We start from the raw sequence: 19,192 nt of genomic DNA, 5'->3' as shown, positions 1-19,192 counted from the left end.
GTCTATGGAACTATGGGATAGGATGTCTGAGACATCATCATTAACTCTACGGGATCATATTTGCATACGTCCCCGTTTGTACATCGGCCATTTTGGAGATGGCTCAACTTACGAGTCTGGCTTATATGATATGCTGAAAGAGATACTGAATAATTCTGTTGACGAATTCAGAATGATTGGTGAGAACAGAATAGAAGTGACAATAAATGATGGTCGTGTGGCTACTATTCGAGACTATGGAAGAGGCATACCTTTAGGGAAACTCATACATTATGCTTGTAAACGATATTGGGGCGAGAAGAAAGAATCGGAGAGATTTCGAAGATCGATTGATCCGACTGGCTTAGGTCTTAAGATTGTGAATGCATTATGCCAACGTTTTGAGATACAGAGCTTTCAAGATGGTAACGTGCGAAAAGCAGTCTTTGAACGTGGCCGGTTGATTAGTGACATAACAGAAAAGACGCAGGCCAGTAATGGTACATATGTAATTTTTGAACCAGACAATCAGTTCTTCGGAAGTTATCGGTTTCATACTGATATAGTTCTGAATATCCTACGTCACATTGCCTATATGAATGTTGGATTGGGTATCGATTTTATGGGGCAACATATCTGTTCTCATCATGGAGTTAAAGACCTACTTGAAGCGCGGCTGACCAGTGAGAAGCTTTACCCAATTGTCCATCTGCAAAGCAAAGGTATTGAGATTGCTTTCACTCATATAGATGACGATGAGGATACCTGTTACTCATTTGTGAATGGCCACGAAACCCCATCTGGCGGTACGCATCTGGAGGCATTCAAGTATTACCTTACCCGAACCATACACTTCTTCTATGACAGATTTAAACCAGCAGATGTTTTCCCTGGGATTGTTGCAGCTGTATCAATTCAAATACAAGATCCTGTGTTTGAAAGCCAAACAAAAATCAAATTGGGTTCTACCTTAATGGCGCCTGATGGTATGAGCATTAAGAAATTTACAGGTGACTTCATCAAAGAAGAGGTGTATCACTACTTGTACACTCATGCTGATATGGCCGAAGTCCTTTACAATAAGATGATAAAGAATAGACTCAGGCGCAAAGGGCAAATATGATAGTAATAACTTCGACCATCGGAGATACCTTGTAACGGGGCGAGATGCAGAAAGCGTCTTGTCCCGCGAGGCTGCGACCAGTGACGGGAGCAGCCGACGGACTCGACAGAAAACGTCCGACACCGCTCACGCTGAACGATGCCGGACTGACATTTCATAGTGTAGATTTCAATCCTTCAAGTACTGATAACCGAAGCGGCAACGCAAGCACTGATGCTTGTCGCAGTATTCGCGCTGAAGCTGGATTAGTGCCTGCGAGTCCCCTGCATTCTCAGCCTTAATGCCCTTCTGCTCCCAATACTTGGTGATGTCGTTCTTCTCGGTCTTGCACTGCTCTATCAGGTCAAAAGCTCGGTCACAATATTCCTCCTTGCACTTGGCTCGTCCGTAGGCAAAGAGTGTCGGCACAACGGCATTGATGATGATTAGGTTCAGCCGCTCGGCAGTCAGAGCCTTGTCGCTCCTTGCGCTACAAGCTCCAAAGTGGCCGTGCATCTGCCAATAAGGTGTGGCCGTAACCGTCAAGAAGTCGTGTAGTTCCTTTGCCGACTTTATGCTGAGCATGGTCTGCAGCGAGGTCTTGCGCTGATAGCACATGTTTGCCAACCAACTCAAAGCGACGTGTGGCGCTCGGTTGCGACCGCATGCCATCGGTTGCCATAGCTTGCCATCGACGGGTCGTAGCTGGTATTTGTGTGCGAGATAGAGATATTCGTTACGGATTTTGGCAAAGTAGCCCTCCATCAGCGTGTCGTGGTGGTACTTTTCGGGGATTATTTCCAAGTCCAGCAAACCTGCCTGCCCCAAGAAAAGAGCCTCTAACTGAAACAGATCATCGCCGTGATAGTCGAGTGCCGACTGCGGTATCGACATCGCCACACGTTCCATCAGTTCGCCATTCACACCCATCCCAAAGGTACGAGCGAGGGTCACGAAATAGGCTGCGTCCCAGCTTCCGCACTCCTTCACCCTGCGCTCCACCTCGCTTAGCTGCCATTCCATCCGCTCCGTCTGCAAGGCACTCAGCCATGCGCGGATGGTCAGCATCGTGCAGTTGCTCACGTTCTCATGGCAAAGCGTCTGCCCTCCTTCGTCCATCAGTCTTTCATATCCTTCTGTCACATGCTGCGGCACATGCATCCGCATCACCTCTATCCGCTGCCCCTTTGAGTTGATGATGTCCGTATCGGCCAATCCCACCACGGCCAACACCACATTGTCATAGATGCTCTTTCTGTCCATCCCCTTCAGATACCAGTCGGATGCCTTGTCGGTCACTACAACGTTGCCCACCCAAAGCGTTCCATTAATCCTCACTTTCGCATTGAAGAAGTCGGGCGCGTCGGCTTGTCGGTTATGTAGTCCCTGGTCAATGACAAACACCTCTTTGCCGTCCGTTGTCACTCGGTTCTCCTCTGCCGTCAGTTTATGCTTCCAGCAGTATTTCAGCAGTTCTTTATTCGTTATTGCCGCTTGAAAGATGTCGATACTCTTACACATAATGATATATTTTAATGTTACACGTTTCTTTGAAAAGCCTCCCTATTCTCACGAACCGAGAGGTCGCCTAACAATATGCACAATCGATTGTGCTGACAGAAAAGTTTCTTTCTAATAGCCGTACATCACCGCATCATAGACCTCGCACGGCTGGCCGAACTCTGGCGAAAGCGAGAAGTGCGGTTGCTGGCATGTGTCCCAATCGACGCTGCATCCACGAGGGAAAGTAGAAGCCATAAAGCCGTCAATCAGCTCGATTTCGAGGTCACTAAGCCCTGTCGGGTCATCGTTGGCGATGTAGGGTACTGCGTAGGCAGGAATCTGATAGGTGTCGCAATGTCTCATATTTACTGATGTTTGAGTTTAACTTTTTCCCTTTGGTTTGGAGCCTTTGCTCCTTGCCGTCTGGGGTTTGATTTTACGATGCCCGACAAAGGTAGCCGACCGTCGCATGACAATCGGAAGGTGCCGTTGGCAACTGCCTGAAATACGCTCATCATGCAATAATGAGGAAGATTTCAGCCTGTTGGCAATGAATACCGAGGCCATCCGACAGCGGCACGTTACCTTTGCATCGTTAAAATCATCCCAAGGACAGCAAGGAGCGGCTGGCCTGACATTCCCCTCCCCTTGCGGAGCAGCCTCGCAGAGCCTCTGCCGACTGCCTGCGGATTCCTGCACAGGTGAGTCATCGGCCAAAAGGACGTGCCACCCGTGCAGCAAGCCAGCAGCGCACGTCGGCAATGGCTCGATGACCCTCACTTCCGTCCGTCCCTGAACGGAAGGCGAAAGTGGTGGCAGTAGTGACGTTCGCACTCGCTGCGGACATGACTACCGCTACGGCTTTCGGGGAACTCCAGTTCTCCCAAGCCAAAAGGGAAAAGAACGACTGACCATCGGCGATACCTCTGTCCCGAAGCAGTGTCTGCGGCTTGTCCGCTGATTCTGAAATAGCCCGGCTATTTGGCCTCCACCTGGACGGGAACTTTGCCGGCATCCAGCCGATGTAAGCAACTTGACTGCGCCGACTGACAGTTGCCCGTGCAAGGCATAGCCCTGTACCGACAGCGAAAGGAGTGCCAGGCAATTGCCTACGTCAGCGGATGCAGGGCTGTGTTCCCGTCCCCCACATCCTCCCAAGGAAAGAGAGCAAAGAATAATGCGACCATCGGCGATACCTCTTTACGGGCGAGACTGAACGGCTCGACCCGCGAGGATGCGACCCATAGGGAGCATCCGACCCGACGGGGGGAAACCTCCATCGAGTCACCTATCCGATGCCAGGCAGGGAAAGAACGGCATTACAGCCGTCCTCTCTCTGAATACGAATAATACTGGCCGTCACATACTATCACATGGTCAGTGAAATGGATTCTCATCAGCTGACACGCCCTCTTGATGCTATTCGTTAGTTCATCATCGTACCGGCTGGGGTGGATGCAGCCGCTGGGGTGGTTGTGAACTGCTGCTAAAATCGTCGCATTGCAGAGCACCGCCTCTTTCATGATGATACGGATGTCTACGGAAGTCTCGGTAATACCGCCTTGGCTGATACGGACGGGCTTGATGAGTTTATAGTTCTGATTGCAGAGCAGAACCCAGAACTCCTCCGTCTTGAGGTCTTGCATCTTCGGCAGCATATAATTGTAGATTGACGTTGCCGTGCAGAGGTCAGGAGCAAAGGAGCGTCCTGCCATCTGTCTGCGCTTGCCTAACTCCATGGCTGCCATCAGCTTGCAGATAGTCTGTGTACCGACTCCCTCCACATCGTTCAGCTCATAAACCTCTGCCTTGCTTAGCTTTGAGAGGTCGCGGTCGAACTTGCAAAGTATGTGGTTGGCAATCTCCACGGCATTATATTGAGCCGTACCACTGCCTACAAGGAGCGAAATAATCTCTGCATCGGTCAGCGAACCTGCGCCGTAGTTCAGAAGTTTGTAACTCGGGCGGTCTTCCTCTGCCCAATTCCTAACACTTAGTTTAACTGTTGTTGCGTTCATATCTAATACGGATTAATGATTTTTGCGATAGCTTTTAGTCTTTGAGAGGAAGAGGGCACCTCTCACGTCGGCACCTGCGGATTGCAGCATGTCGATAAACGAGTTGGCTGTCTTTCCTGTGGTCACGATGTCATCAACCACAAGTACTTTCTTCCCTTTGAGGGCATTGTCGTTAATGTGGATGCACTCCGATGCTCCGTCAGCGATTTCATGCACGTGGTCGATGTGTGCTTTCCTGCGTTTTCCCATAGGTTGCACCAAGTCGAAGCCGTTGATGGCACCCGTCAGTTCACAAAGTTCCTTCATAAACTGCTTGTATCTGCGGTCGTTGGTGCGCTTGCAACTGGCAGGGATGCAGACGATAATCGTATCAGACAAGTCGTTGTGACGGATGGCACGAGCCATCTCTCGTGCTGCCCACCTTGTGGCATACTGCTTGCCTGCCTTGAAGTCGAGCACCTTTCTTGTGGTGTCCTGCTGCTCGAAGGTTGCCCTGCGCATCTTGCGTTTGGGAATGTAGTCGAATAAAGCGTATTTCAGCATCGTATGTTTGAGTTTTAATCTTTTCCCTTTGGTTTGGAGCTTTTGCTCCTTGCCGTCTGCGGGACTTGTTTTTACGATGCTCGCAAAAGGTGGCTGACTGACGAATGGCAATCGGAAGGTTCGGTGTGTTTTTACGGGAATACTCTTTCCAGAAGGGAAAGGAAGATTGTTGGGAAAACACTTTGAAAGCCGAGGCCATCCATCAGCAGCCATTTACCTTTGCATCGTAAAATCTGGCGCCGCCGACGGCCAAGGTGTTCAAAGCCTAAAAGAAAAATCCCCCACTACCTTCACAGGCAATGAGGGACGCTGCATAATCTGATTAATCGTATGAACTAAAAGATATTATCCTGAATAATCTTAGTACCTTAATACTAACCTATTATATCTTGACCATAGCCGACTGGCTGTGAGTGGCGAGCTGGCCAATCTCCGTGCCATAGCTCTGCTGGAGGGCTGATCTCAGTAGCAGCTCCTTCTCGGCTCCACCAATCAGCCGCAGATATCTGATACCCATTTCCGGCGAGATTTCCTTGTCTGGCAAGTCCACTCCGTTTAGGCGAGCCCACACCATATAGTCGCCATTGCGGGTTTTCTTAATTCCACTCTCATTGAAGTGCAGTGTCTCGTTTAGCCCTTCGTTCAGCGGACTCGGCTTCAGGGCCAATTCATCCCTCGACTCCATGATTCGGCTTTCCTCAATCAGCACGTCGTCCGCCTCGGAGAGAACCTTGTCCACCTGATTGATGTTCAGCATCACCATCGGCACGACGAGACCGTTACCAGCGTCCCTGTCCCAAAGCTTCAGATGATACTTGCTGGCCATCGACACAGCATCATCACCAAGAGCCTCATAGAAGTCCTGCTGCTCCATCAGCACATGGTCGTAGCGATACTTGCTGAGGAAAGAGTTGTACTCCTCCATGATATCATCCGTCTTCAACTGCCGCTGCATCTCCACCGAACCGTAGTTTAACAGCGTGTGCTTCACATCTTCGAGCTGAGTATTCAGCATGTTACCCGTACTGATGATATAATCTCCACCACCCATCATGTTCCATTCCTGGCCGTAAACCAGATTGATGGTCTTGCCGCTTTCTGTGAACAGATTGACGCTTCCGCGACCATCGAAATCGACGAAGCATATATTCTCTGTGGTGTCAATGTCTCCGTCTTTCGAGTAGATGGGGAACTTCCCAAGATTCACGATGGCATGATCATTGCGGTTAAACTGAAGCAGATAGTCCAAGGTCTGCTGAGCCAAAGAAAGCCTGTCGGCCTTATAATCCTCTTCCGATGACCATCCGGCAACATTGATTTCAGCGTGTTTCCAGAGACTGATAGGATTCAAGTCAGTGAGCAACAATGCTTCTCTGCCCTCATCACTGAGATTCATCCAACTGATGGCACCTTCATCCATCAGCTTTTCACTCGTCTGCCACCCCAGCACTTCAAAGAGTCTGTTGGCATCATCGTCAAAGACAAACCATTTGTCACCATTCGGGAAAATAACAATGTCATCACGCCGGTTCTTTATCTTCGCGCGCTCTTTTCTCAAAGCCCGGATGTCATCCGAGAAAGTCTCGTCACTACCGACAGTATTCATTCTTTCTTGTGTCATAGTCATTATGGTAAAGGAAACTCGATAGTTTTGATAATCACACCACCTTCCTTGTCGAAGAAGAACCAGCGTTCGGCGCGGTAGTCCATTTCGTGCCCGCCTTTTGCCTCGTAGTCAATCTTCACCTTCCAGCCGTTCCATTCGCCTTTCTTGTCACACTCGAAAAGCATTCCTCTCAGGTCGGCATTAGCCCTCATCTGACGCTCTGCCAGGTTGATGACATAATCATCACTGGGGTCGAAGGTTTCCATATTGTTCGTGCGGCTCATTATCTGCTTCGTCACCTTCTGCATTGTGGCCATCACAGCCTTCTTCTCTTCCGGTGACAGATAGCTTGTTCCGAAAGTGGAGTCAGGCTCCGACACACCGAGGATCTTCACGTCCGTACTCTCGCCCAGGGATTGGCAGAGACTGATCTCCGCCAAATCCTTCATCTGCTGATTCTTGTCCGAGCATGCTGTCATTCCAAGCAGGACAGCCACTGCTATCATGAGTTTCTTCATTATTTCTGCAATTTAAATTCTGATTACCTGATTCTCCTTGTTCAATCCAAGGCGCTTGTAGTAAATCGTGCCGTCCTCCTTATACAGTTCCAGCACCTCCTTCGTCTGTCCATCTTCACATATCTGTCTGGCTTCCTCCACAGACACCTCGTGACCAGAAATGTTCCGCCAGATGGAGAAGTTACATGGATGATCCTTATCCTTGTAGTTACTGCAGTTGTAGGCTTTCATGCCCACATGTATCTCACCTCCGCAGACAGGACATTTGGTTATCTTAGACTCCAAGGACACACTTCCTTTCTCATTCAGCTGAAGCGTAGAGGAGAACATATGTCCGTCGTTCGTAGAAAAGCCGTCAAGTGTCAACCGCTCACCACTGAGGAATCTCTCCACTTCCTCGTCCGTAATCTTACGGTTGCAGATGATACCCATCATATAGAAGTCGCAGGTGGGATTCGGCCCGACATGATTTTCACAGGCATAGCCCTTACTCGTTTTCTTCACCCTTCCACCGCATATAGGGCAGCGGCCTTCCATATAGTGAGATACGAAATCAAGATGCACTTTACCATCCTCGATGATGAACATGGCCAGGAATGGCTGGTTCTTCTTGTTCTTCATCTCCATGATGCCCGTCCTACCCTCACTGAGCAACTGACGGCAAATCTCCTCCGTCATTTCTACCCCATGCATCTTGCGGTGGATGACGAACTGGCAACGCCGACCCTCCTTGGTCGTGCCGTTGCAACAGAATCCCAACGGCGACTCCATTACGTCGCCGCCACATACGGGACATTTTCCAATTACCTTTTTTTCTGTCATTTCTGTCTTTTCTCTTGTCATATTGTTAGTTTCTTCTTCCATCCTTTACAGATACTGCCAATCGTATATCAGACCTTCCACGATAGCCTTGCCTGACATGACCGATGCCCATCCTACAGGGTCAAGCCCATACCAGAGGTCATTCCAAGAGTACGTTCTGATCTGCCATGCCAACAGCCATAGGTCGGTATTGATGCTTTCCAACTTAGTGACTACCTCGTTGGCAACATAGTACCGTTCAGCCGAGTTCAGCAGGTTCACCTTATGCTTCTTGTTCACAGGATTGCCCTTCTCGTCGTAATCCGATACGTTGTAGCTGCCACTGGTCACCAACTGCTTCATGAACGGATAGAGGCTGGCCATCTGCGTAGCAGCATCCGTCAGTTCGTCCGAAACCAGTATGGCGATAGCCGTTCCCTTCAGATGACCAGGCAGAGACTTCTTCACAAGATTCATGTTCTGCGGAATCTCAGTAGTAACCAGTTCTGCAGCACGTTTTATCTGATAGAGGTTCTGCATGGCTCCCTGCGCATTCGACAGGTACTCCAGCATCTGGTCCTCTACCTTGTGCATCCTGTCCATTGCTACAGTTACAGCCGTTTCAGCGGCAATAATCTTCTTCTGGGTCTTCTCACGCTTGCTGAACAAGCTGTTCAACATGGCACTTTGTGCGCCAACTGCTGCCGTCAAGGTCGGGTCGGTCTGCTGTGCAAAGCACTCATTCGAGAGTAGAAGAAGAGAAATGAAACAAATCAGTTGTCTTTTCATCGTCTTTCCGTTTTTAAAGTTTCACACCTTTAGCCCTGTCCTCTGCCAGCTTCTCGTTGCGCTGGTATTTGTTAGCCAGAGCCATCGGCTCCATCGGTTTGTTCATGGCCTGGTCGTTCCAGTCCTTGAAAGCCTTGGCAGGCTTCCACTCAGCCACACGAGGGTTCACCTCCATGAACTTGGTCAGCTCATGTATCGATGCCGTTGCAGCATCCATCACATGCTCCTGACCTTTGACAGTCAGATGAACCTCCTCATTTGTCTTTGAAATATTAAAATGAACCCCGTCCAACAGTCCTGCCATACGGATGCCATAGATACGTCCGTTCAGGTCGTTATCACAGCAGTCAACAGCCTTGGCCTGACCATAGTGACGCATGATGCCGGAAAACTGCTGATTGGAGAACGAACCGCCAAGCGACACAAAAACGGAACTCTCCTTCTCGATCTTCTGTCGGTTGAGCTGATAGAAAGCCATGATGTCGTAGCCACTCTCCCCGAAAAATACGTTCTTCACGCTATCGGGATTACCATCTGACATATCCACGATCCATGCGGCAGAGGAAGAATTTGTTCCGGCGGCCTTGCTCTTATAGCCCTTATAGCCTCGAATCTCATAACCAGCCACTTCATCTGATCCAGGCACCTTGTAAGGAAAACCAAGATTGAAGTTGTCGTAGTTCTTGGCCTGAAGGTCTTTGACACGGACAAGGAACGGAGCGAACACCTCCACCGTTTCCTGACGGATGCCGCGAGGCTCGAAGTAGCTCATCACATGATGCATGTGTTCCGTTGCAGGAGTCACCTCCCAGCGATTCGGGTCAAACGGCTGATTATCCTTGTAGCCTGCTTTCTCCAGATACTTACTGTCACCATAGTCGGGAATAGGCTCATTGGCAAATTTTGCCATCACCTTCTGGGCTTTTTCCCATTTGTCCTTCCCAGATTCTGAAAAACTGTTGATATTCTCCATGATCAAGTCTACTACATCACCGCCTTTTGCTCCACTCCGATGGAAATAGAGCTGGCTGACCTTTGATTTCGGATTACTGATGACCAAGGTGTCAGTGTTGCCACCCCTGCCGTCTGGCAAGGCCATCTCGATATACTTGCCTACACCAGCCTCTCTCTTCAACCGGTAGCCCAGGGAATAGGCGATGTCATCCACACCTACCTTCTCTTTGAGAGCCTTGAAACTTGCATTTGTCATACTCCTCCTAATTTCAGTTAACCTACTTTATAACCTCTTGTCTGGTGCTGAGTCAGCTTACTGATGTCAGCGGCATAGCTACTGTTCAGAGTCGTGGTCAACAGCCGTTCCTTCTCCTTACCTTCCGGCAGAGAGAAGTAGCGGATGCCTATCTCACGGGCTACAGGCTTCATCTCCAGTTCCGTACCGTTCAGTGAGGCACGGGCTGCAAACTCACCATTCTTCTGCTTCACGATGGCGGCGTTCTCAAAGTTGGCACCCGCAGGCTCCAAATTCGTACCTTTCCGGTTAAGGATTGTAGTCTCACCGAGAGCGATTTTCTGCTTATCAATCTCCTCCAACAGCATGTTTGAAGCCTTGTTCACATCGGACAGAATGCTCAGAATAATCTTCGGATTCTCCTTCAGATTCTGAATCCATCCTTGGATATAGGCGGTGTTGTTATCGAGGATGCGCTTGTCGAAGCCGAGAGAGTTACCGACAACAGCGGCAGTCATTTCAGCTACATACTCCTCATGACCATACTGCTTGTCACCGAACTGCTTACCTTTGACACGGTTCAGACGCTCAGGCGTACCTGTCGAGTGAGTGGCCTCATGTAGAAACGTTGAGTAGTATTCCATACCGTCCTTATAGATTTCCTCCGGCGTACTACTGATGTTGAACTGTGACTTCATCGGAATGACGATACGGTCTTTCGAGGGAGAGAAGGATGCACCAGGAGCCATCTGGTCAAACTGCACAGGGCAGAGCCATTCCTGACGCTGGAGCATGCGGTCAATGGCTGCATTGACGTACATTCCCTTGTCATCACGCAGTTCGGGAGCCTTGAAACGCTCCTGAAGCTTCGCATATTTCTCTGGATTGACTTCTGCAAGATTCGTCTGATCGACATTGAACTCCTTATATACACGGAGGATGGGCGTAGATGTCAGTGCATTACGTTCCTCCTTGGTCATCATATCGATGTCGCTGCGGTCAACCTTCTTGCCGTTCTGGTCCTTATAGAGCATGTCCCAGAAGATGACAGGCATGGACTCCGCACCCTTATTGATGCGAAGTCCCATGTTCTGTGCCTGCAGGAAAGTCATATAGAGCGGCATCTTGTAGCCGTTCATGGCGGTGTCGAGCTGGAGGAAGAAGGAGTTACCACCGTTCAGGGTTCCGCTGGCGATGTTCTGAGGAAGACCGTAGCCTCCCGTACCATCAATCCAGCCCTTTTTCCAGTGACTCTCCTTCATTTCCTCCATCCGGGCAATCATCATGTCGGCAAACTTCTCGATGGCAAGCTGTGTCTGCGGCTTGCTATCGCTATGCTTGTGATAATTCTTTCCGTTCTGCATACCTGATTAAGCTGTTGCCAATAACTCCATAGTCTTTGCGTCTGTCATTTCAACAAACAACTCGGCATTTTCTTCAGTGGGTTCTTCACCATGATCCTGGCACCACTGCTTGTACTCATCGGCATCGTCGCCTTTCATTACGAAGTCGAGCCAGCCAATCTTACCATCCTGCTTCATCTGCACCAGTTCATCGTAACTTTTATTCTGTTCCATTGTGTTCTTGCTTTAATGATTAAACCTGTTGATGATTCTCTTTATAGCTTCAGTCCCAGACTGGTTTCCTGCTTCACCCCCATCTTCTCGTTGATTTCGGGAGTGAGGTACTTGGCTGCCAGCTGCTGACGGGTAGCCGTCTTGGTATGGAACAGCGCATAGCCGTCATCGAAGCTCAGTTCCTTTTTGGCCGTGATGCCACGTTCACCCATGTCGGCAGAGATACGCCACTTGTTGTCCGCGTCTTTTGAGACACGGATATCCTTGATCTCTGCTCCTTCGGGCAGTTTGAACTGTTCGTAGTGTGATGCGAGGTGAAGACGCTGACCAAGGTTCTTCTCCACAAGCTGGGAAGGAGTGGTCACGCGGTCGAAATAAGCGTTCAGGTCATGGTTGGGGAGCGTCGTTGACATCTTCTGCTCACCCACCTGGGCATAGAGCATCCATTTGCCGAAGTTCTGGCTCTGTTCGTTAGCCTCCTTATAGACGTTCATCTTGTCGATGACACGACCATCGGAAAGCGTGTTGGAAGCTTTGTATTCCTCAACAGGAATCTGCTTCATCAGCTTGGTGGGGTAGTAGGTCTGCATCAGCTGTTCCACTGTGCGCTCCTTCTTGCTGTAGGCGGCAACATCCTCTGGAGTCATCTTCTGCGGATGCAGTTCCTTGCCGTCGATCTTGGCGGTAAAGAACCAGTCCTCCGGATTCTTGTTCGACTGGTAGGCATGGGCATGAGTGACCTTGCCACCGTTGACGGTCACCATCTGCGGCTCACGGTGCTGCTTCTCGCCCTGCAGCTCTTCCTTCTTGGGAGCTTCAGCGGCAGACTGCTGCTTGCCGTCAGCCTTCTTCTCGGTCTTGGTTGCAGACTCTTTCGGCTCCTCCTCTGATGCGGAAGCGGCCTTATTCTTACTTGCAGACTTTTTCTTTGGCTGGGTTTCTGCCACGGCCTCGACGGGTTGCTGCTTAACCTCTTGATCCTTTTTCTTTGCCATAATCGTTTTTATTAAAAAGTTTATGAAAGGTAAACTTCACTCAAAAACTGGGTTGTTACTCACCTGCTCATCAGGCGTATTTTCCCATCGATTATGCTTGGAAGCAAGGTGTTGCCACCCTACACCAATCGTTTTGCAACGTGGTTGTTGGAACCTTACCAGACCTTATTTCAAGGCCTGGCAAGTGGGGATATAAAAAGAATGGCAACTTTGTATTCAGGCATATCTTCAAGTGAAAATGCGCCATCGCCTATCTTTAGGCAATCAGGGAATACAATTTAAAGTCCCCACCTTATGGTACTCGGATTCGGGTTACGGTGGTTATAATATTAAAGCGACCCATCAAATGGTGCAACTGATATCTTATATAATCTCTCTCAACTTATTATATAATACAGTGGGTTGATTACAGCTTCAGTTTGGAGCTGTTCTTCTCTTCTTTCTTAACGGTATTCTTTACGTTATCCTTCTTACTCTGTTCATTAACACACTTTTGGTACTCCCAGCGGTTCTCGTCCGTCTGGACATAGCCCATGAAATCGTCATGTTCAAGGTCATACTTGATCTTCATCTGCCGGTTCCATTCATCCATATCGCCATTGACCACCTTAAAGCCCTGCTGCTCACGGAGGTCAACACCTACGACGACCTTCTGGTCACCGACATTCAGTTCAATAGGCTTGCCTTCCTGTGCCTGCTGTTTCTGGTTTGCACCAAGTTCAATGTGGTTAATCTTCTCCATGTCTTTAAGCTTTTCAGCAATACGGACATGGGCGACGCTGCGAGGGATGAGAGCATTGGTCTCTTTGTCGAGCTGGATGAACTTCATCTTTCGGATGCCGTTCTCTTCCAGTTCCTTACGGATGACCTCACCGTTCTTCACACGATTCAGTTCGCGTGGAGTCAGACAATAGTCGTTCTGAATTTCCTTTGTACGCTGGTAGGTAAGCAACTTGACGCTGCCGTCATCATCACGGCTGAGTTGAATCTTCATAGGAATGGCAATCGTCTTACCGTTCTTGGCCTTGATGCGGGCTTCGATAATGGGTGACACCCTTCCATTGATGATCGGATCAACCAAATTCTTGGGCATCGACAGGAATGCATCCCTGCTGATGCCAAGCTTCTCCAACTTCTCATAAGGAATTTCTTCCTCTAAAAAAGAATATTTACTTATCATATTTGTTAAATATTGATTAACTTTGCTGCAAAGTTACGGACATTTTATCAGAAAAGCAATATGGGTAGAGTATTTTTTATGTTTTTATTACTAGAATTGGCATATATCAAGAGTTATGCCCAGTTTTTCACCATTATGCCCGATTCTGGTCAATCAACGAGATTGGCGGATGAAACTGCCTATGGTGACAGTGTAAACATCCCTTTAGTCCTGCATTCAGACACTATAAGGACAGAAGCAGACAGTCTGATGATGGCTAAAAGGGAAGAAAACCTGTTTCCGTCAACCAAAGGCCTTCCTATCTCAATAGAAAAGAGAGTGCCGGTATTTGGACACGTGAGAAACAACCCCCTTTTGCAGCTTCTCGAACAACGGGTGACGGTCTGCCTCCCCTTGGATTACATGACTGTCAACTCCAGATACGGCTACCGAAAGGATCCTGTCTATAGATGTGAGCGTTTCCATGACGGCATAGACTTGAAATGCAACTATGGTAATGTCTATGCCATGATGCCAGGTATCGTCAAGGAGGTTCATCGTGGCAACAGAGGCTATGGGAACTATGTCATTCTCCAGCATGGAAGCATCGAGTGTCTGTATGGGCATCTGAGCGTCATTGCCGTTAATGAGAATGATGTGGTAGAGGCAGGCGACATCGTAGCGATCTCTGGAAATACAGGGAAATCGACAGGGCCACACCTTCATTTGCGGCTGAGGAAAGGAGGGAAAAGCATCGACCCGCAGCCCTTTGTCAACTATCTGAATGACTACATCGATGACCTTCAGGACAGGATAGCGACCTTGAAGTTCGGTGGAAAGCCTGACAGGGAACTGAATATCGAGAACCTTGCCAGAGTGCTGGAGCAATACCATGTCAAATATCCCAAGATAGTTATTGCCCAGTCCCTCTTGGAAACGGGCTACTACACGTCGCGGGTTTGCTGGGAGTGCAAGAACCTTTTTGGCCTGCGCCGTCCAAGTGATGGCAGCTACTATAAGTTCGACCGATGGGAGGACAGCGTGAAAGCCTACCGTGACTATGTGCAGTATAAGTACAAAGGCGGTGACTATCTCCAGTTCCTCAACCGTATCGGCTATGCAGAGGATAAGTCGTATGTCCTGAAGGTGCGCCAGATTGCCAAGACCTTATAACGGCTATCTGAGCCAGTATATCAGCATCAGGTGTAAGGGGTAGAAGGCATAGAAAGCATATTTCATGGCCTTCCCCCTTATAAATCCTCGTTCACCGTTGTAGAGCCAGATGACGGAAAAGGCCATCATGATACCGATGATGCCGTATTCATACATCAGTGGTATGCCGAAAAGCGTCTGTATGTCAGGTCTGCCACGGAACATATAGAAGATAAGCACCAGCCCATATCCTTTCCAAGAGTAGTCTGTGTCAACGAGCAAGGTGACAAGTCCAAGGAGTGTAACAGACACCGCTATTGCCCAATGTTGTTTCAGATTCTCAATGGCATAAAGACCCAGAAGTCCGGCCAACAGCGTAAACAGGACATTATGACTGCCATCATGGTTCAGCAGCAGCCAAGGGATCTCTGACAGCAAGGCAAAAGCAAAGAGGCTCAGCATATACTTCTGTCTGTTCCTTGAATAGACAAAGCCCTCTGCCAACAGGAAGGCGAATGTCGGGAAAGCAATACGTCCGACAGTCCGCATCAGTTCATAGAGATACGGATTGGAACAACCATAGTAATAGGCCACATGGTCTATAGTCATTGAGAGCATGGCGATAATCTTCAGCCAGCTCCCACTAAGATCTTTTGTCATTTTGTTATCCTAAAAAGTATTCAAAAAAGGCTGTCAGACAAATCCGACAGCCGATTTATATCTTAGAGAAGTTCGATGGTTTTCTCCAGTGACTTTAATAAATCTTCTGACTGTTGCTTGGTGGCTTCCATCATGCGTTTATTCAAATCCTGAAACATGTCTTCCGTATGCTTCTCAATAATGATCTTTACGTTATCTTTGAAATCCTGCTGCATATTGGCTATATAGCCCTTGGAGTTTTGCTCCAACAATTGCAGCCGAGCCTTGACATGGCTTTGCAGGGCAGGATTCTTATCGTAGTTTTCATCATCGTCTGGATCAAAGTTCTTACTTAGCAATCTGTTCATATCAACGCTGATAGAGTAAAAGACAAGAGCGGCAACCGTAGAAGTCGTAATCTCACCCCTCTCCATACGCGAAATAGTAAGAGGTGCGCAACCTATCTCTTTGGCAACATCTGCCTGTGTCATCTTCAGGTGCTGTCTTACCTTCTGGAGTCTCTCACCCAGAACCTTCACATCCAACTTCTCTACTAATTCATTCATACCTTACGGTGTTTGAGGGGTTATACCAAGAAGCTCGGAAATCATAGCGTCCACTTCATCATTTATACGCTTGAAATTGCGGTTAAGCATAATTTCTTTTTCCTTATCGCTTGCAAAGTTATACATTTTCGGCAAATTTTGGTAGTATTTCTCTTCCTTTTTGATCTTTTCCATATCAAAATTTGTCTTGCAGAAGTATTTGGTGGTCTTGAACTCCTCCGATTCCTCGATATTGAACACATCAAGAGATGCCTTGTCCGTTGGTGTGAAGTCACGGGCTGCCTGACCAGCAAGCCATCCTGTAGCCATGTCCGCTATCTTGGCTGCAGGAACGAGATAGTCCATCTTCTCCTGAATGGAGGTTGATACCCGCTGCTCATTGATGGTGACAGACTTGGAAGTCTGCTTGGCCTTGCCGAACACGTCATTCTGTGCCCATTCCAGCGTTTCCTTGTTACGGGCGGCACCCATGAAGATGTTTCCGCACGTTGTCAGTATTTTCTGCATTCCGACCTTACCATAGTCGGCTTCGAGCTGCGGCAGTTCCTGAAAGCCCAAGGTAACGGCAACCTTATTACTTCGTGCCGTACCTATCAGACGGTCTATCTTGTGGAAGTAGAGAGTCGGCAGCTCATCGACGATGATAGAGACAGGGATGTTACCCTTGCTGTTCACACGGGTCACAAGACGGTTCAGGATCAAGGCGTTCAGTGAGCCGATAACCTGTTCCTTCTCAGGGTCGTTGGCTATGACAAGATAGGAAGGATGTGCCGGGTCTGAGATTTTCAGGTCGAAGTCATCACCAGTGAACACCCAGTAGGCTTCGGGCGATACCAGACGGGCAGCGTTAACACGGAGCGTACCGACCATACCTTCCAACTGGTCGTTGGCCTTGTTCTTGTAGGCAGACTGGAACGGAGCCATCAGCGACATAATCTTCTCGTCCTGCATCAAGATGTCAAAGACCTCGCTATAGGGTCGGCCCAGAAATGATAGCACATGGGGCATGTCAGAAAACTCCCCTGTGATGGTGTCCGGCTCAACAATATTTCCCTCATCATCCTCATACCAAGCCTTGTCAATGATAATCAGGTCACCGTTCATGTCCTTATACATGAATCCGTTCAAGTCCACGAACATGCCATCTTCATCGGTGGCCACATTCCGGCTATGCTCATCGAGGAAGTCAAGGACGACCTTACCGTTCTCATCGACAGCGTTATAGTCCGTCCAATAACGGGTCACCAGTTTTAGCCGTTTGCCATTATAGAGAATGTAACGGGTCAGCTTCTTGCCATTCTTATAGCCTGTCGGGTGGAAGTTGATGAAGAAGTAGATGATGCTTGCCAGGAAGTTCTCAGCAGAGTTCTGGAAGAAAGCCTCTGAGCCGCCTTTCTTCTCGCTTCCCTTATTCAGAGCCTCCAGCAGAGTGGCCGCAGTCTCGGATGCTCCTGCCAAATCGGGGATATACTTACGTTGGATAGGATTCACGCGGTTGGAATACTCCACATCGGAGAAGTTGACGATATGGAAACCACAGTTCTCAGGCAAATGACCATATCGTTTATTCTTGCAGTACTGGTAGAACAATGTCTTTCCAAGCGTCGGAAACTTGTAGTCATAGACCATCATCGCAAAGCCCTTCGCGGCATGTTGCCGGATGAAGGGATCGATAATGCCGAATGACTTACCAGATCCAGGTGTACCAAGCACAATCGTACCACGAAAAGGATTGATGATGTTGATCCAGCCCTTATGCATACGACGTTTGAAGTAGTACACCATCGGGATATTTACAGAATACTCGTTAGCATTCAAGTCCTCGGACTGCTCAAATGACTCGTTCTCGAAGTTGAAGCGATCCTCACCAAGCTTGTAATTGTAGTAACGGGCGATGCCGTCACCCCCCTGATGCACCAACATGGTTCCAACGATGCTTGACAGGGCATAGAGTACGCGGTTGGTGGCAAAACCGCCAAGCTCGCCTCCCCATAAGCCATGCTGTAATACGATACAGAGGATAATCAGTGAGAATCCCATGACGATAGGGTATATCACCATCGTCTTGACATTGAATCTCAGACTTACCTTCGCCCTTGTACCGATACAGGTAACGGCGATGCAGACCAGTTCAATGAACTTGCAGGATGATACGCTGTTGAATATCTGGAATCGGCCTATCAGTTCCAGCACGAACTGCGTGGCACGGCTCTCAGAGGTGATAGGCAGGTTCATTACCAGCTCGATAATCAAAAAGATATAGATGCAGCTACGGAAGATGTTATACATCTGCTGCTGTTCCTTTGTCTCTTCTGTTCCCATTGCTTATGTCTTTATCAAGAGAGGGGACTACCACTATTGTAAATAGCCCCCTCTCCATCGATTATGAAAGGTATAAGTTTTATCTGATTCTCAGCACTGGACGCACCCTGCCGGGTGTTGTCTTGATTGTCGAAGTCACAAAGCCGCTTCGCACAGCCACACTCAGGTAATACATCTGCTCACTCTCCGATGAACTGCCGTCCTGAGTTGAACTAACATACTGGCCATCGGAAAAGGGTTCGCCACCGATCATGCGCATGGAGTTCTCCACAACAGGCAGCATAGATGCCAATGCTCTCAGCTCCCCTGCCGACGGCAAAGCCCAGCTTGCCATAGGCGAACGGAAACCTGCCACAGCCTCGGCTGCAGGAGTGGGAATCTCCGATACCAAAAGGGCTGCCGTATTCTCGGCACCACATAAGGTACGGCTGTCGCTATCGACACTACCTACTGTCCCCAAAGAGTCTGCATAGGCATAGCTGCCCAATTCATGGGTAGAGACTACCAGAGCCGTGTCGCGGTTGCAATAGAAGATGACACCGACGGCTTGCTGACCATCCGCATCATAGCCCTGTGGTGAAACGACGGAGTTATCTGCCAGCAGAATATTCCCGACTCTCAGGCTTCCGTCAAACTCATCAGTATGTTCCTCGCAGGAGGTCATGCCTCCCATCACGGCTACAGCCATCATCAGCATAGCCGCATTGTTCTTGATATAATTCTTCATATCGCTC

19 protein-coding genes are annotated in these 19,192 nt (G+C 48.8%); 2 read left to right on the top strand and 17 right to left on the bottom strand.

What is annotated here, in order from left to right:
• Window positions 1-4 precede the first annotated feature (4 nt).
• Window positions 5-1,102: an ATP-binding protein gene (locus BLU97_RS01925; protein WP_081352814.1), complete on the top strand. Its 1,098-nt coding sequence runs from the start codon at window positions 5-7 to the stop codon at window positions 1,100-1,102.
• A gap of 168 nt (window positions 1,103-1,270) precedes the next feature.
• Here BLU97_RS01925 and BLU97_RS01920 read toward each other — a convergent pair whose 3' ends face one another.
• From BLU97_RS01920 to BLU97_RS01860, 13 genes are all read right to left on the bottom strand, one after another.
• Window positions 1,271-2,602: a DUF2851 family protein gene (locus BLU97_RS01920; RefSeq protein WP_074759997.1), complete on the bottom strand. Its 1,332-nt coding sequence runs from the start codon at window positions 2,600-2,602 to the stop codon at window positions 1,271-1,273.
• Window positions 2,603-2,713: 111 nt separating this feature from the next.
• Complete coding sequence (locus BLU97_RS15725; RefSeq protein WP_074759996.1) at window positions 2,714-2,947, bottom strand: DUF6926 domain-containing protein; 234 nt, start codon at window positions 2,945-2,947, stop codon at window positions 2,714-2,716.
• A 956-nt stretch (window positions 2,948-3,903) separates the two neighbouring features.
• Entirely contained in the window at window positions 3,904-4,602 is a 699-nt protein-coding gene (gene radC, locus BLU97_RS01910; RefSeq protein ID WP_074759995.1) for a RadC family protein, read from the bottom strand.
• Between the two features lie 12 nt (window positions 4,603-4,614).
• Complete coding sequence (locus BLU97_RS01905) at window positions 4,615-5,145, bottom strand: phosphoribosyltransferase (RefSeq protein ID WP_074759994.1); 531 nt, start codon at window positions 5,143-5,145, stop codon at window positions 4,615-4,617.
• 382 nt (window positions 5,146-5,527) lie between these two features.
• Entirely contained in the window at window positions 5,528-6,751 is a 1,224-nt protein-coding gene (locus BLU97_RS01900) for a hypothetical protein (RefSeq protein WP_175456280.1), read from the bottom strand.
• A gap of 20 nt (window positions 6,752-6,771) precedes the next feature.
• Window positions 6,772-7,230, bottom strand: a complete 459-nt coding sequence (locus BLU97_RS01895; protein WP_254771637.1) for a hypothetical protein — start codon at window positions 7,228-7,230, stop codon at window positions 6,772-6,774.
• A 51-nt stretch (window positions 7,231-7,281) separates the two neighbouring features.
• Window positions 7,282-8,112, bottom strand: coding sequence for a type IA DNA topoisomerase (locus BLU97_RS16160; RefSeq protein ID WP_254771636.1), 831 nt, complete (start codon window positions 8,110-8,112; stop codon window positions 7,282-7,284).
• A 24-nt stretch (window positions 8,113-8,136) separates the two neighbouring features.
• Window positions 8,137-8,859 carry a hypothetical protein gene (locus BLU97_RS01885; RefSeq protein ID WP_074759991.1) on the bottom strand — a complete coding sequence of 241 codons (723 nt, stop codon included), beginning with the start codon at window positions 8,857-8,859 and terminating at the stop codon, window positions 8,137-8,139.
• Window positions 8,860-8,872: 13 nt separating this feature from the next.
• Window positions 8,873-10,069 carry a toprim domain-containing protein gene (locus tag BLU97_RS01880; protein ID WP_074759990.1) on the bottom strand — a complete coding sequence of 399 codons (1,197 nt, stop codon included), beginning with the start codon at window positions 10,067-10,069 and terminating at the stop codon, window positions 8,873-8,875.
• A 17-nt stretch (window positions 10,070-10,086) separates the two neighbouring features.
• Window positions 10,087-11,412, bottom strand: a complete 1,326-nt coding sequence (locus tag BLU97_RS01875; RefSeq protein ID WP_074759989.1) for a zincin-like metallopeptidase domain-containing protein — start codon at window positions 11,410-11,412, stop codon at window positions 10,087-10,089.
• A gap of 6 nt (window positions 11,413-11,418) precedes the next feature.
• On the bottom strand, window positions 11,419-11,625 hold the full coding sequence (locus tag BLU97_RS01870; protein WP_074759988.1) for a hypothetical protein: 207 nt from the start codon (window positions 11,623-11,625) through the stop codon (window positions 11,419-11,421).
• Between the two features lie 41 nt (window positions 11,626-11,666).
• Entirely contained in the window at window positions 11,667-12,620 is a 954-nt protein-coding gene (locus BLU97_RS01865; RefSeq protein WP_074759987.1) for a hypothetical protein, read from the bottom strand.
• Window positions 12,621-13,026: 406 nt separating this feature from the next.
• Window positions 13,027-13,800 (bottom strand): DUF4099 domain-containing protein, encoded by a 774-nt coding sequence (locus BLU97_RS01860; protein ID WP_074759986.1) that lies wholly within the window; start codon window positions 13,798-13,800, stop codon window positions 13,027-13,029.
• 249 nt (window positions 13,801-14,049) lie between these two features.
• On the opposite strand from BLU97_RS01860, the gene BLU97_RS01855 reads away from it, so the two are divergent.
• Window positions 14,050-14,952, top strand: coding sequence for a peptidoglycan DD-metalloendopeptidase family protein (locus BLU97_RS01855; RefSeq protein WP_254771650.1), 903 nt, complete (start codon window positions 14,050-14,052; stop codon window positions 14,950-14,952).
• Window positions 14,953-14,955: 3 nt separating this feature from the next.
• Here the strand turns inward: BLU97_RS01855 and BLU97_RS01850 are convergent, their stop codons facing one another.
• From BLU97_RS01850 to BLU97_RS01835, 4 genes are all read right to left on the bottom strand, one after another.
• Window positions 14,956-15,591 carry a TraX family protein gene (locus BLU97_RS01850; protein WP_074759984.1) on the bottom strand — a complete coding sequence of 212 codons (636 nt, stop codon included), beginning with the start codon at window positions 15,589-15,591 and terminating at the stop codon, window positions 14,956-14,958.
• Between the two features lie 62 nt (window positions 15,592-15,653).
• The gene (locus tag BLU97_RS01845) at window positions 15,654-16,136 is read right to left on the bottom strand and encodes a helix-turn-helix domain-containing protein (protein ID WP_074759983.1); all 483 of its coding nucleotides are present in this window, start codon (window positions 16,134-16,136) and stop codon (window positions 15,654-15,656) included.
• Between the two features lie 3 nt (window positions 16,137-16,139).
• Window positions 16,140-18,458, bottom strand: coding sequence for a type IV secretory system conjugative DNA transfer family protein (locus BLU97_RS01840; RefSeq protein ID WP_074759982.1), 2,319 nt, complete (start codon window positions 18,456-18,458; stop codon window positions 16,140-16,142).
• A gap of 79 nt (window positions 18,459-18,537) precedes the next feature.
• Window positions 18,538-19,185, bottom strand: coding sequence for a hypothetical protein (locus tag BLU97_RS01835; protein WP_074760382.1), 648 nt, complete (start codon window positions 19,183-19,185; stop codon window positions 18,538-18,540).
• Between the last annotated feature and the right edge of the window lie 7 nt (window positions 19,186-19,192).

Origin of the sequence: Xylanibacter ruminicola, from assembly GCF_900107775.1 — a bacterium.
Classification (GTDB): Bacteria; Bacteroidota; Bacteroidia; order Bacteroidales; family Bacteroidaceae; genus Prevotella; species Prevotella ruminicola_C.
This window is presented reverse-complemented; position numbering and strand designations above follow the sequence as displayed.

What these genes read in the sequence shown, in the direction of transcription:
- BLU97_RS01835 (WP_074760382.1), bottom strand. Translation starts at nt 19,185, where the DNA reads ATGAAGAATTATATCAAGAACAATGCGGCTATGCTGATGATGGCTGTA.
- BLU97_RS01880 (WP_074759990.1), bottom strand. Translation starts at nt 10,069, where the DNA reads ATGACAAATGCAAGTTTCAAGGCTCTCAAAGAGAAGGTAGGTGTGGAT.
- BLU97_RS01925 (WP_081352814.1), top strand. Translation starts at nt 5, where the DNA reads ATGGAACTATGGGATAGGATGTCTGAGACATCATCATTAACTCTACGG.
- BLU97_RS01920 (WP_074759997.1), bottom strand. Translation starts at nt 2,602, where the DNA reads ATGTGTAAGAGTATCGACATCTTTCAAGCGGCAATAACGAATAAAGAA.
- BLU97_RS01885 (WP_074759991.1), bottom strand. Translation starts at nt 8,859, where the DNA reads ATGAAAAGACAACTGATTTGTTTCATTTCTCTTCTTCTACTCTCGAAT.
- BLU97_RS01865 (WP_074759987.1), bottom strand. Translation starts at nt 12,620, where the DNA reads ATGGCAAAGAAAAAGGATCAAGAGGTTAAGCAGCAACCCGTCGAGGCC.
- BLU97_RS01905 (WP_074759994.1), bottom strand. Translation starts at nt 5,145, where the DNA reads ATGCTGAAATACGCTTTATTCGACTACATTCCCAAACGCAAGATGCGC.
- BLU97_RS01845 (WP_074759983.1), bottom strand. Translation starts at nt 16,136, where the DNA reads ATGAATGAATTAGTAGAGAAGTTGGATGTGAAGGTTCTGGGTGAGAGA.
- BLU97_RS01900 (WP_175456280.1), bottom strand. Translation starts at nt 6,751, where the DNA reads ATGAATACTGTCGGTAGTGACGAGACTTTCTCGGATGACATCCGGGCT.
- BLU97_RS01840 (WP_074759982.1), bottom strand. Translation starts at nt 18,458, where the DNA reads ATGGGAACAGAAGAGACAAAGGAACAGCAGCAGATGTATAACATCTTC.
- BLU97_RS01895 (WP_254771637.1), bottom strand. Translation starts at nt 7,230, where the DNA reads ATGACAGCATGCTCGGACAAGAATCAGCAGATGAAGGATTTGGCGGAG.
- BLU97_RS01860 (WP_074759986.1), bottom strand. Translation starts at nt 13,800, where the DNA reads ATGATAAGTAAATATTCTTTTTTAGAGGAAGAAATTCCTTATGAGAAG.
- BLU97_RS01855 (WP_254771650.1), top strand. Translation starts at nt 14,050, where the DNA reads ATGATGGCTAAAAGGGAAGAAAACCTGTTTCCGTCAACCAAAGGCCTT.
- BLU97_RS15725 (WP_074759996.1), bottom strand. Translation starts at nt 2,947, where the DNA reads ATGAGACATTGCGACACCTATCAGATTCCTGCCTACGCAGTACCCTAC.
- radC (WP_074759995.1), bottom strand. Translation starts at nt 4,602, where the DNA reads ATGAACGCAACAACAGTTAAACTAAGTGTTAGGAATTGGGCAGAGGAA.
- BLU97_RS01875 (WP_074759989.1), bottom strand. Translation starts at nt 11,412, where the DNA reads ATGCAGAACGGAAAGAATTATCACAAGCATAGCGATAGCAAGCCGCAG.
- BLU97_RS01850 (WP_074759984.1), bottom strand. Translation starts at nt 15,591, where the DNA reads ATGACAAAAGATCTTAGTGGGAGCTGGCTGAAGATTATCGCCATGCTC.
- BLU97_RS16160 (WP_254771636.1), bottom strand. Translation starts at nt 8,112, where the DNA reads ATGACAAGAGAAAAGACAGAAATGACAGAAAAAAAGGTAATTGGAAAA.
- BLU97_RS01870 (WP_074759988.1), bottom strand. Translation starts at nt 11,625, where the DNA reads ATGGAACAGAATAAAAGTTACGATGAACTGGTGCAGATGAAGCAGGAT.